Annotated in this window: 12 protein-coding genes and 1 pseudogene; 11 read left to right on the top strand and 2 right to left on the bottom strand. The window is 68.4% G+C overall.

Features of this window, described 5'->3' with window-relative positions:
- The first annotated feature begins 567 nt into the window (after positions 1-567).
- From ACWDEN_RS45125 to ACWDEN_RS45115, 3 genes are all read left to right on the top strand, one after another.
- Positions 568-888: a hypothetical protein gene (locus ACWDEN_RS45125; RefSeq protein ID WP_450863835.1), complete on the top strand. Its 321-nt coding sequence runs from the start codon at positions 568-570 to the stop codon at positions 886-888.
- A 211-nt stretch (positions 889-1,099) separates the two neighbouring features.
- Positions 1,100-2,173 carry a HoxN/HupN/NixA family nickel/cobalt transporter gene (locus ACWDEN_RS45120; RefSeq protein ID WP_450863839.1) on the top strand — a complete coding sequence of 358 codons (1,074 nt, stop codon included), beginning with the start codon at positions 1,100-1,102 and terminating at the stop codon, positions 2,171-2,173.
- Positions 2,174-2,404: 231 nt separating this feature from the next.
- Positions 2,405-2,662, top strand: coding sequence for a SpoIIE family protein phosphatase (locus tag ACWDEN_RS45115; RefSeq protein WP_450863833.1), 258 nt, complete (start codon positions 2,405-2,407; stop codon positions 2,660-2,662).
- 76 nt (positions 2,663-2,738) lie between these two features.
- Here ACWDEN_RS45115 and ACWDEN_RS45110 read toward each other — a convergent pair whose 3' ends face one another.
- Positions 2,739-3,479: an IclR family transcriptional regulator gene (locus tag ACWDEN_RS45110; protein WP_450863831.1), complete on the bottom strand. Its 741-nt coding sequence runs from the start codon at positions 3,477-3,479 to the stop codon at positions 2,739-2,741.
- Between the two features lie 175 nt (positions 3,480-3,654).
- Between ACWDEN_RS45110 and ACWDEN_RS45105 the strand changes: the two genes are divergently transcribed.
- The 8 genes and pseudogenes from ACWDEN_RS45105 (at position 3,655) to ACWDEN_RS45070 (ending at position 10,688) form a co-directional block, all read left to right on the top strand.
- Positions 3,655-4,209 (top strand): 2,4'-dihydroxyacetophenone dioxygenase family protein, encoded by a 555-nt coding sequence (locus ACWDEN_RS45105; protein ID WP_450863829.1) that lies wholly within the window; start codon positions 3,655-3,657, stop codon positions 4,207-4,209.
- Positions 4,210-4,339: 130 nt separating this feature from the next.
- Positions 4,340-5,227, top strand: a complete 888-nt coding sequence (locus tag ACWDEN_RS45100; protein ID WP_450863827.1) for a bile acid:sodium symporter family protein — start codon at positions 4,340-4,342, stop codon at positions 5,225-5,227.
- Positions 5,228-5,295: 68 nt separating this feature from the next.
- On the top strand, positions 5,296-5,850 hold the full coding sequence (locus ACWDEN_RS45095) for a 2,4'-dihydroxyacetophenone dioxygenase family protein (protein WP_450863825.1): 555 nt from the start codon (positions 5,296-5,298) through the stop codon (positions 5,848-5,850).
- 17 nt (positions 5,851-5,867) lie between these two features.
- Positions 5,868-7,082, top strand: a complete 1,215-nt coding sequence (locus ACWDEN_RS45090) for a CaiB/BaiF CoA transferase family protein (protein ID WP_450863824.1) — start codon at positions 5,868-5,870, stop codon at positions 7,080-7,082.
- Positions 7,069-7,614, top strand: a complete 546-nt coding sequence (locus ACWDEN_RS45085; protein ID WP_450863822.1) for an FAS1-like dehydratase domain-containing protein — start codon at positions 7,069-7,071, stop codon at positions 7,612-7,614. Before ACWDEN_RS45090 ends, ACWDEN_RS45085 begins: the two co-directional genes overlap by 14 nt.
- Positions 7,614-8,060, top strand: coding sequence for a MaoC/PaaZ C-terminal domain-containing protein (locus ACWDEN_RS45080; RefSeq protein ID WP_365333767.1), 447 nt, complete (start codon positions 7,614-7,616; stop codon positions 8,058-8,060). Before ACWDEN_RS45085 ends, ACWDEN_RS45080 begins: the two co-directional genes overlap by 1 nt.
- Positions 8,057-9,853, top strand: a complete 1,797-nt coding sequence (locus tag ACWDEN_RS45075; protein WP_450863820.1) for an acyclic terpene utilization AtuA family protein — start codon at positions 8,057-8,059, stop codon at positions 9,851-9,853. Before ACWDEN_RS45080 ends, ACWDEN_RS45075 begins: the two co-directional genes overlap by 4 nt.
- Before the next feature lie 188 nt (positions 9,854-10,041).
- Positions 10,042-10,688: pseudogene (locus tag ACWDEN_RS45070) on the top strand (type III effector protein).
- A gap of 213 nt (positions 10,689-10,901) precedes the next feature.
- Here the strand turns inward: ACWDEN_RS45070 and ACWDEN_RS45065 are convergent.
- Complete coding sequence (locus ACWDEN_RS45065) at positions 10,902-11,525, bottom strand: malonic semialdehyde reductase (RefSeq protein WP_450863818.1); 624 nt, start codon at positions 11,523-11,525, stop codon at positions 10,902-10,904.
- Positions 11,526-11,536: the final 11 nt, after the last annotated feature.

The raw sequence follows: 11,536 nt of genomic DNA, 5'->3' as shown, positions 1-11,536 counted from the left end.
GCGGTCATGGTTTCCTCCAATAGCACTTATGCGTGAATGCGGTGGCATCTACGGCATCTGCGGGTAGTCGCGAGTTCTGCGCTTTCGCGACCCCCCTCTGTGAGACAGATTGCCTCACAGACCATCTATGAGTCAACTTGTCTCACTGTGACCTGGGTCACAAGCTCTTCCAGCGCCCTATCGAGACCTCCCCATTCGGGGTCGCCGACTCCGGCGCTCGACAGTTCCATACATCGTATGGTACGAATTGTCTTGCTTCCATACGTTGTATGGAACCTTGCGCGGCGCCGCCGTTTCTGTGGCCTGTGCCGACCGTTGGCCGTCGGCCGGCCCTCAAAAGGGTGAATCACGCCGCCGCGCGCTCGACCACCAATGGCGCATCCATCACTCGCACCAGCAATCACTGGGAGCGGATTGCGCCCACCTGAAGGGAAAATCATGAGGAAGCTCACGAAGCGCTTCGCTCTTGCTGCCGCCTCCGCCGCGGTCGCGGGTGGAGCCGTTCTCGGTGCCGGTGGCACCGCCTCGGCCGCGACTCCTGCGTCCGAGCATGTCCAGCGCTCAGCCGTGAGTATCAAGACCGACGGCCACCGCTGGCACCGCGATGTCTCCTACCGGCACGACCACGAGTACAAGCACTGCCGGGACGACTACCGCGGCCGACAGCGCGACGACGGGGACAGGCACACCAATTGGGGCCGGCACGACCGCCACGTTCACCACTGCAGTTGGCATGACGAGTACCGCGGCTGGAAGCACGACAGGAACTACCGGTACGACCGCGACTGGAACCGGTACGACCGCAACTGGTATCGGAACGACCACGGCTCCTATCGGTACGACGGCGGCTCGAACCGCTACGACCACGACGGGAACCGAAACCGGTGACACTGACGCCGCTTGCGCCGCGTGCTCAGCCGGGCCCGTGGCTTGAACGCGCTTGAGGCGCCCGGTGGACGGGAGCGGGCTCAATTGGCCCCTTCTCGCCCACCGGGCGCCTCACGGCCTGTCCCGTAGAAACGAAGGAAGACCACGCATGACAGCCGCACGCACGGCTACCAGCAGATCCACTTCCCGCTGGCGCCACATATCCGGCTCGATGAGCCGCGCCGAGTGGGGCCGCGTCGCCGGAATGGGCGTCTTCATCGTCGGACTCCACGTCATCGGGTGGTTCACGCTGGTCGCGATCGTGGCGCCGGAGCACTACAGCCTGGGCACCAAAGGTTTCGGAATCGGCATTGGAGTGAGCGCCTACACCCTCGGCATGCGGCACGCCTTCGACGCCGACCACATCGCGGCGATCGACAACACCACTCGGAAACTGATGGAGGAGGGCCGACGTCCCTTGTCGGCCGGCTTCTGGTTCTCCCTGGGGCACTCCAGCATCGTGTTCTTCCTGGCGCTCTTGCTCTCCCTAGGTATCAAAGCCCTCGCCGGACCGGTACGGGACGACAACTCCGAGTTGCACCACGTAACCCAGGTGATCGGTACGACCGCCTCCGGGACTTTCCTCTACATCATCGCCGTCATCAACAGCATCATCCTGGCGGGTATCTGGGCAGTGTTCCGGCAGATGCGCTCGGGCCACTTCGACGAGGCCGCTCTGGAGCAGCAGCTCAACAATCGTGGCCTCATGAACCGCCTGCTGGGACGCGTGATGAAGTCGATCACCAGGCCCTGGCAGATGTACCCACTCGGCCTTCTGTTCGGTCTCGGCTTCGATACCGCCACCGAGGTCGCACTGCTGGTGCTGGCAGGCTCTGGAGCGGCATCCGGGCTGCCCTGGTACGCCATACTCTGCCTGCCGGTACTCTTCGCGGCCGGCATGAGCCTGCTGGACACCATCGATGGTTGTTTCATGAACTTCGCCTACGGCTGGGCCTTTTCCAAGCCAGTCCGCAAGGTCTACTACAACCTCGTCATCACTGGCCTGTCCGTCGCCGTCGCGCTGATCATCGGCACTGCCGAGCTGCTGGGCCTGCTCGCCGACAAGGCAGGCCTGCACGGCGCGTTCTGGGACTGGGTCGGCGGCCTGGACCTCAACATCATCGGCTTCGTCATCGTCGGCCTCTTCTTCGCCACGTGGGGTACTGCGCTGGCCGTGTGGAAGCTCGGGCGGATCGAGGAGAAGTGGAGCGCTGGGCTGCGGCCGGCCGAGCAGCAGGGCGACTGACGGCAATTGACACGTGTGCCCGGCGGATGCAGCCCCAACCGTTTCGCCGGAAGAGTGGACGGGGCCGCCGGCACAGCTGTGTCACCCAGTGGATGGGAGTCGGGCGAGGATACGGCTGAGGAACTCCTCGCCGGCGAGCTGGGCCACGACGCGTACCGGTACCGGTGTCCCAGCGTGTCGTGGCTGCCGTGCCGCCGGTGCGGAACGCCAGGTCTCGTAGCGCCAGGCCCAGTGCTGGGCGTCGGCCCCAAGGCGCGGAGTACCCCACCACGACGTCCCTCTGTCTCCCGGCACCCTCCTGGCCTCTGCACCGACGGACTCATCGAAATCCCCGGCAGCGACCACGAAACCGCCCTCGCCGATCTCGCGGCAGCGCTCTCCAAAGCCACCGGCCCGCTGGACGACGTCGCCGACACACGTCTCGCCCACGCCCAGCCATCAGGAGACCGCGCCGACGACTCGGCCCTCCTGTTGGTGAAGATCTACTGAGGCCCGCGTCGGCGCTGCCGCGGCGGCTGGACCTCGCCGGAGGGCGACAGCCGGGCCGCGCACCTGCGCAGGGGGATCAAGCGCGGTTGGGCCCGTACTTGGGGTCGAGAACGGCGACTGCCTTTTTGAGCTCTTCGCCGACGTCGTCGAGACGATCCGCTTCTGCGGGGTCGATCGCTGCACTGATCGCCGCTATCGGACTGCCGTCGGATGCCAACAGGGGCGTGGCCACGGCAAAAGCGTCCTTGAACGTGACTCCGCGGTTGAAGGCGAGTCCGCGGGAGCGGATCTCGGGCAGCTCCGCGAGGAACTGCCGGACCTCTCCTGCCTGCTCGGCACTGGCCAGCTCCAGGAGCCGGTACATCTCCTCGTCGGGGACATGGGCGAGCAGCGTCTTGCCGGCAGCGGTCGTGTAGAGGGGGCGGCGGGCGTGGGTGCGCGCGACGAAGGTCAGGCCCGGTGACTCCTGACCGGCGTGGTCGGTGTAGACGAGGGCGTCCCCGACGCGCACCCCGGCGAGGACGGTGCAGCCGAGGACCTTGCTCAACTCGGCCAGGAAGTTGTGATCGAGTGAAAGGGCGGCCAGCTTGTTCGCGCGTGCGGCGAGGACGAAGGGCCCTGGTCCGAGGTGGAACCGGCGGTCGTCCTCGATGAGATAGCCGCGTGCGAGAAGGCCGTTGGTCAGCTCCTGAACGGAGCTCTTCGCCGCGTCCAGGGTGGCTGCGAGCTCAGCCAGCGTCACGCCCCGCGGGCTCAGGGCCACGGCTTCGAGGATCCCGATCACTCGGTCAACCGTGCGATGCGGGCGGACGGGCATGCGCTGATGCTAGCACCGCCCTCCGAAAAAGGTCCGTGCAGGCGTCTTGTCAGAGAGACGTGGATCACCGTAGCTTCCCTGCATCCGGAAATACGTCTCGGCATCCGTAAATACGTACGCCCTCGGCGATCGCATGTCCCGGAAGATCAGCAATCGCACCGGAAGGCCCCAAAACATGACCGCATCCGTCTCTCCCGGCGTAGCCGCCACCGGCAGCGGTGCCCCGCTGCCGGTGGTCGCCCTGTCGCAGGGTGAGCTCCTGACCGTCAACATCGACCAGATCCCGCTGCTCAAGGACGCCATCGCCCCCGGCGTTCACATCCAGCCGCTGCGCCTGGACCCCGAGCGCGGCGAGTGGGTCGTCCTGGGCATCCTGTCGCCCGGGGCCAGGCTGCCCCTGCACTACCACACCGGCCCGGTTCAGGTGTGGACGATCCAGGGCCGCTGGCTGTACAGCGAGTACCCCGACCAGCCGCAGACCGCGGGCTCCTACCTGTACGAGCCCGGCGGCTCGGTGCACACCTTCTACTGCCCCGAGGACAACACCGAGGACACCGTTGCCCTGGCATGGATCGAGGGCGCGGCAGTCAACTTCAACGAGGACGGCACCTTCCACTCGATCATGGACGCCGTTTCCGCTCAGCACCGGACCGAGACCGTGTCGGCGGCGCAGGGCACCGGACCGGTCCCCTACATCCGCGGCGGCGCCGTCGGCGTCACCAACTCCTGATCGCAAAGGGGGATGGCCGGCGTTGGACGGCGTCCGGGTCCTGGAGCTGGGCCGAACGTCTGCTTGGAGTGACCCGACCGTCCCGCCGGAACCGCCCCCGAGTTCGCCGGTCCCAATCTAGGAGTCAGCCATGGCGTCGCTCATGTTCACAATGCTTCTGCCGCTCACTCTCGGGCTGGTGATGTTCGGCCTGGGTCTGACATTGACGGTCGCCGACTTCGCCCGGGTGCTGAAGTACCCGAAGGCCGCGGCCGTGGCCTTGACCTGCCAGATCGTCGTGCTCCCCGCGGTCTGTCTCGGAATGGTTCTCGCGTTTCGTCTGCAGGGCGCGCTGGCGGTGGGCGTGATGCTCCTGGTGGCCTCCCCGGGCGGCATCACGGCAAACCTGTTCAGCCATCTCGCCGGTGGCGATGTCGCGCTGAACATCACGCTGACCGCCATCAACTCCCTGCTGGCCGCGTTCACGCTGCCGGTCGTCGTCGCGCTGGCCACGTGGAGATTCCTGGGAGACGAGGCCTCGATCGGTCTGCAGTTCGGGAAGTTCGTCCAGGTGCTGGCCATCGTGCTGGTCCCGGTCGCCATCGGGGTCTGGACACGTCATCGGTTCAGCGCCTGGGCAGATGCCATGCGTCAACCCGTCAAGATTGCCTCGGCGTTGGTGCTGGCGCTGGCGACGGTCGGCGCCCTCACGCAATCCTTCGACGTCTTCGCAGCGAACATGGGCAGGCTCGGCGGAATCGACCTGTTGCTCTGCGCGCTGAGCCTGACCATCGGCTACGTCGTGACTCGTCTCTTCCGGGTCGGCCGCCGCCAGTCGATCGCCTCGGCGATGGAGATCGGCCTCCACAACTCCACGCTGGCCGTCATTGTCAGCCTCTCGGTGATCGGCGACGAGGTGATGGCCGTCCCCGCGGCTCTCTACGGAGTCCTGATGTTCGTGCCGGCGGGCCTCGCCTCCTATCTGTTCTCCCGGCGCACCGAGCCGATCGTTGCGCCGGTTCCGGTAGAGGGGCCGTAGTCCGGCTCCCGCCGAAACCTGACAGCACCGTCCATACCGCATGCACTCACATGGAAAGGCTCGAAAACATGACCGCATCCGTCTCTCCCACCGTGGCCACCACCCGCGGCGGCGTCCCGCTGCCGTTGGTCGCTCTGCCGCAGGGTGAGCTTCTGACCGTCAACGTCGACCAGATCCCGCTGCTCAAGGATCTCGTCGGCCCCGGCATTCACATCCAGACGCTGCGCCTGGACCCCGAGCGCGGCGAGTGGGTGTTCCTTGCCACCTTGGCACCCGGTTGCAAGCTGCCGCTCCACTACCACACCGGTCCGGCTCAGGTGTGGACGATCCAGGGCCGCTGGCTGTACCACGAGTACTCCGACCAGCCGCAGACCGCGGGCTCCTACCTGTACGAGCCCGGCGGCTCGGTGCACACCTTCTACTGCCCCGAGGACAACACCGAGGACACCGTTGCCCTGGCCTGGATCGAGGGCGCGCAGGTCAGCTTCAACGAGGACGGCACCTTCCACTCGGTCATGGACTCCGTGACCCTCCAGCACCTGACCGAGACCGGGGCGGCGGCGCAGGGCACGGGACCGGTCGGCTACATCCACGGCGGCTTTGCCGGTCCGAACAAGTCCTGATCGGCAAGGGAGCAGCCATGCGAACGGCGTTCGACGGCATCCGGGTCCTGGAACTGGGTCAGATCTACAACGGCCCCTACTGCGGGCTCCTGCTCGCACAACTGGGCGCCGACGTCATCAAGGTCGAGCCACCCGGCGGTGAGCCACTGCGCTTCCGCTCGCACGAGCCCATCGAGTCCCACGAGTTCGTGATGCTCAACTCCAACAAGCGCAGTGTGGTCCTCGACTTGAAGACCGACGCCGGTCGCCAGGCGCTCCTCGATCTGGTCGGGACCGCCGACGTGCTCATCGAGAACTACGCGCCGGGCACGATGGAGCGCCTCCAGCTCAGCCCGGAGCGGCTCCTCGAACACAACCCGCGTCTGGTCGTGGCCTGCGGCAAGGGCTACGGGTCCACGGGCCCGTACGCCCACATGTCGGCCATGGACATCACCGTGCAGGCGATGTCCGGAAGCGCCTCGGCCACCGGAGTGCCCGACGGGCCGCCGACCAAGGCCGGCGCCGCGTTCGTGGACTTCTCCGGCGGCATCCACCTGTTCGGGGCGATCAGCGCGGCCCTGTTCCAGCGCGAGCGCACGGGACGGGGGCAGATCGTCGAGGTCTCGATGCACGACACCATCTACCCGATGCTGGCATCCAGCCTCGGCGGCCTGCACAACCACCCCGACCGGCAGCTTCCCGAGCGCACCGGGAACCGGCACACGGGTATGGCGGTCGCGCCGTACAACATCTACCGGACCAGCGACGGATGGCTGGCGATCATCTGCATCGCCGAGCGGCACTGGCGCGGCGTGGCGACCGCGCTCGGCCGGCCCGAGCTGATCGACGACCCCAGGTTCCGCACGCAGAAGGACCGGGTCGCCCACATCGACGCGGTAGACGAAGAGGTCTCTTCCCGCACCAGGACCCGGACGCGTGCCGAGCTGGTACGGGACCTGCAGGCCGCCGGGGTGCCCTGCGCGCCGGTGAAGTCGATCCGCGAGGTCGACTCCGACGAGCACCTGATCCAGCGCGGCATGATCCAGTACGTCGAGCACCCGGCCCGGGGCCGGGTGCCGGTCCCAGGATGCCCTCTGAGGCTCAGCGACTCACCGGTGGACCCGCTGCGGGCCGCGCCGCCGCTGGGCCGGTCGACACGGGAGGTTCTCGCGGAGCTTCCCGGCCACGCGAATGCGGCCGGCAAAGCCGGCACCCAGATCAACGGTGAGGAGCCCAGGCATGTTCACACCTGAACCCGGCACTCCGCTGGCGGAGTACTACGCCCAGAACCAGCCGCGGACCGGAGCCGTCCTCACACGCCGGAGCCTCGGCACGCTGGACGCAGTGACCATCGGCCGCTACGCACTGACCATCGGCGCCACGGACCCGGTCCACTACGACGCGGCGGCCGCACGCTCGGCCGGGTACGCGGATGTCGTGGCGCCACCGAACATGCTCGCCGCGATCGTGGAGTGGGGCATCGGCACCCTGGAGGCCCAGCTCCAGCCCGACGGAACCCCCGTCGGCGGTGACATACCCCTCGGTGACGGCGACCTGGGGCTGCGCGTGATGGGCGCCGGCGAGGAGATGGAGCTGGTCTCTCCCGTGACCGCGGGGACGGAGGTGGTTCTCGAGGCCACCCTGGAGGCGGTCACCCCCAAACAGACCCGCTCCGGCACCGGCGTGTTCGTCACCACCATCAACACGTTCATGTCCGCCGAGGGTGCCGTCCTCAATCGCAACCGGCGCACCGTCGTACTGCGCAACCCCTTGCAGGAGTCGTAATGTCCATCAGCTTCCAGGCCGGGGACATGCTCCCCCGGCTCAAGCACACGGCCACACCCTTTCAGCTGTTCCGCTACAGCGCGGTCACCTGGAACCCGCACCGCATCCACTTCGACGACCGCTATGCACGCGAGGAGGGTCACGGCTCTGTCGTGCTGCACTCCCACCTGCGGGCGGCGCTCGCCCTGCGCTGCGTCACCGAGGGTCTCGGACCGGAGTGGCGCGTGACGAAGGTCGCCTACCGCCTGCGCAAGCCCGCCTATGCGCCGGCCAACTTGGTCTACACCGCCCGGGTGACGCAGGTCGAGGGCGACCGCATGACCCTCGAGCTTGTCGAGGAACACCCCTCCGGCGAGGTGGGGTTCGAAGGGACGGTACGGGTCAGCAGGACCGGGGGCGAGAACACCGGCGGTCTTGGTACCTCTACACCGAAAGAGTCGGCATGACGTCAGCATCAGTACCGGGGCAGCGTCCCCTCCGCGTCGGAAACTGCTCCGGGTTCTACGGCGACCGCGCATCGGCCATGGCCGACATGGCCCGAGCGGGCGGCATCGACGTACTCACCGGTGACTACCTCGCCGAGGTCACGATGCTGATCCTCGGCAAGGCGCGCGCCAAGGACAGCACGAAGGGCTACGCGACCACCTTCCTGCAGCACCTCGACGCGGCGCTCGAGCACCTCGTCGCGAACGGGATCAGGCTCGTGGTCAACGCCGGAGGACTCAACCCCGCCGGGCTGGCCGCCGCGACCCGTGAACTGGTCGCACGCCACGGTCACGACCTGCGGGTCTCCCACATCGAGGGCGACGACGTCTTCGGCAGCCTCGACGGTCTGCGGCAAGCGGGCCATATCCTGCCCCACCTGACGACCGGTCAGCCGCTGTCGGACTGGCCGCACCAGCCGCTGACGGCCAACGCCTACCTGGGCGGATTCGGCATCGCGCGCGCCCTCCGCAACGGCGCCGACATCGTCGTCACCGGCCGCGTCACCGACGCCTCGTTGGTCGTCGGGCCGGCCGCCTGGTGGTGGGGATGGACGCCTGACGACCACGACGCCCTGGCCGGCGCGGTCGCCGCCGGACACATCATCGAATGCGGGCCACAGGCGACCGGCGGCAACTTCTCCGGGTTTCGTACCGTGCCCGACCTCGTGGAGCCGGGGTTCCCGATCGCCGAGATCGCCGCGGACGGCTCCTCGGTGATCACCAAGAACCCGGGCACCGGCGGTGTGGTCACCCATGACACGGTCACCGCCCAACTGCTCTACGAGATCGGTGAGCCCGCCTATCTCAACCCGGACGTGACCGCCCACCTGGACACCGCCACGCTGACCGGCCTCGGAGAGGACCGCGTCCGGATCAGTGGCGTGCGGGGCTCGGCGCCACCCGAGACGACCAAGGTCGCGATCACAGGGGTGGGAGGCTGGACGAACAGCGCGATCCTCGCGCTCACCGGCACGGACCTCGACGCGAAGGCCGCCCTGGTCGAGCGATTCGTCCAGCGCTACGCCGAGGCCGCCCGTGGGCTCGACGCGGTCGCCGTCGAGCGCATCGGGCAGGCCCAGCACGACCCCGACACCCAGAACGCGGGAACCGAGCTGCTCAGGATCACCGTGCAGGGGACGCAGCAGGCCGCCGGGCGCGCCTTCTCCTCGCGCGTGGTGGAGCTGGCTCTGTCCAGCTACCCCGGGCTGTACGCCCTCGGCCCTCCGCAACCGGGGTCCGCGTTCGGTGCCTACTGGCCCGCACTGCTCGACCAGCGGACGCTCCATCACACGGTCCATCACCACGACGGCACGACGGAGACCATCGCCCCCGGCAACCCGGACGACACCGGTGGCGAGGTGACGCCGCGGGCCGAGCCGGCGCTCGCGCAATCGGTGCCTGCACCGCGGACGGACGAACTCATCGTCGCCCCACTCGGTGAGATCGTGCACGCCCGCTCCGGCGACAAGGGCGGCGACGCGAACCTCGGCGTCTGGGTACGCGACCGTGAGGCATGGGACTGGCTCAAGTCCGCCCTCACCATCGACGAGGTGCGGCGCCTCCTTCCCGAAACGCGCGAACTGGAGATCTCACGCTACGAACTCCCCCACCTGGGCGCGGTCAACTTCCTCATTCGAGGACTGCTCGGGACCGGCGCGACCTCGACACTGCGGCTGGACGCGCAGGCCAAAGCGCTCGGCGAATGGCTGCGCTCACGGAGCATCAAGGTGCCGCGATCTCTGGTGCGATCCTGAGCGAGCCATGACCGAAGCGGCGGAGAAACCGTGCGTCGAGCGGAGCCTGTGGCAACCGCTCCTCTCTGTCGGTTGCTGTCGCGGACCCGTGCGACGTGGTGTTCCACGCCGGCGATCGCGGCGTCCGTCGCACAGCTGAACATGCCCAGACGGTCGTCGAGATGACGACACCACGTGTCGGAGGCCACATGTCCGTGGACGATCAGCCCATCCCCCGCGCCCGCGGCCCCACCCCCGCCTCTTTCCCCGCCGCAGCCGCGGCACTGAACACGATCCACGAGGCCTTGCACACCGCCCGGACCAGCTCGGAGCAGAGACGCTCGCCGCGCTCCTGCTGCTCCGCGAGGTACGCGGTCAACTCGCCGGATGGGAACCGGGCCTGATCGAAGCGGCTCGGCACGCGGGCGTCAGCCAGCCCGACTTCGCCCACCCCCTCGGCGTCTCCAGCCGCCGGGCCGCCGAACGCCGCTACCTGCGCATACGCCCCGGACAGCCCGGGTCCACGGGCGAGCAGCGGATACAGACCACCCGCGACCGCCGCGCCTCCGACCGCATCATCACCGCCTGGGCCCGCGCTAATGCTGCGGACCTACGCCGACTCTCCGGCCAGATCACCGCGCTCACCGACCTCCCCGCCACCGCCCGCACCCCGCTCGCCGACCTCACCACCGCCCTCGCCGACAACGACGCGGCCGCCCTCGTCGGCCCCCTCACCGCTGCGTACGCACACCTTGCGTCCGACCACCCTGACCTCGCGGCGCGCGTCAATGATGTCGCCCGCCACACCGACCGACTTCGCCGACGCAGCGCCGACCAGCGCCGGTACCGAGCGTGACGTCCGCGCCCTCGGGGTCTCCCCGCCGCGGCGTGAGGGGGTTGTCCTCGCGACCTCCCCGGTCGAAGTGCTGCCACGCTGTCGGCGGCGTGCCGCGCCTGGGCGCCGGCACTCACGAGAACACCGGCGCCCACGGCATGGCACCTCTACTTCCGAGCCGACCACCCTCGGGTGCTCGGACTTCGATCCCGCGCGACCATGCGGCCAGTGCCGTCAGGCCCAGGCGACGGCGTCCTCAGCGGGCACGCGGGGCAGTCGCGGGAACCACGGGTCGGCTCCGGGGTGACCGATGTTGACCACCAGATGCGAACGCCAGCTGGTACCGGCGAAGAACTCCTCGTCCACGCCGGCCGTGTCGAACCCCGCCATGGGACCGGCCGCCAGCCCCGCCGCGCGCACCGCGAGCAGGAAGACCCCGGTCTGCAGCGCCGAGTTGTAGGACGCGATGGTCTTGCGCTTCTCGGTCTGGTCGGCGAACGCCGCTCGCAGCATCTCGCCGCGGGCCGGGAAGACGGTCGGCATCAGGTCGTGGAAGTCGACGTCGTACGCGAGGATCGCCACGGCAGGCGCACTGAGGGTCTTGGCCCTGTTGCCCTCGTCGAGATGCCGGACCAGTCGCTCCTTGCCCTCACGGGTGCGCACGAAGAGGACACGCAGAGGCTGGCCGTTGGCTGCGCTCGGCGACCAGCGGGTGAGCTCCCAGACCGTGGCGAGTTCGTCGTCGGTGACAGCTGTAGCGGCGAAGGTGTTTGCGGTGCGGGCTTCGGTGAAGAGGATCTTCCGCCCGGCATCGTCAAGGACATCGAGGGGCTGTTGTTCGCGGTCGGTGATGCTCACGGTTTCTCTCT

The organism is Streptomyces sp. NPDC001153 (assembly GCF_053598315.1).
Note: the sequence above shows the minus strand (reverse complement) of the source record. Positions and strands in the feature narration are given on the sequence as shown.

Coding starts and splice junctions, on each gene's coding strand:
- ACWDEN_RS45120 (WP_450863839.1), top strand. CDS start 1,100: ATGAGCCGCGCCGAGTGGGGCCGCGTCGCCGGAATGGGCGTCTTCATC.
- ACWDEN_RS45110 (WP_450863831.1), bottom strand. CDS start 3,479: ATGCCCGTCCGCCCGCATCGCACGGTTGACCGAGTGATCGGGATCCTC.
- ACWDEN_RS45105 (WP_450863829.1), top strand. CDS start 3,655: ATGACCGCATCCGTCTCTCCCGGCGTAGCCGCCACCGGCAGCGGTGCC.
- ACWDEN_RS45100 (WP_450863827.1), top strand. CDS start 4,340: ATGGCGTCGCTCATGTTCACAATGCTTCTGCCGCTCACTCTCGGGCTG.
- ACWDEN_RS45095 (WP_450863825.1), top strand. CDS start 5,296: ATGACCGCATCCGTCTCTCCCACCGTGGCCACCACCCGCGGCGGCGTC.
- ACWDEN_RS45090 (WP_450863824.1), top strand. CDS start 5,868: ATGCGAACGGCGTTCGACGGCATCCGGGTCCTGGAACTGGGTCAGATC.
- ACWDEN_RS45085 (WP_450863822.1), top strand. CDS start 7,069: ATGTTCACACCTGAACCCGGCACTCCGCTGGCGGAGTACTACGCCCAG.
- ACWDEN_RS45080 (WP_365333767.1), top strand. CDS start 7,614: ATGTCCATCAGCTTCCAGGCCGGGGACATGCTCCCCCGGCTCAAGCAC.
- ACWDEN_RS45075 (WP_450863820.1), top strand. CDS start 8,057: ATGACGTCAGCATCAGTACCGGGGCAGCGTCCCCTCCGCGTCGGAAAC.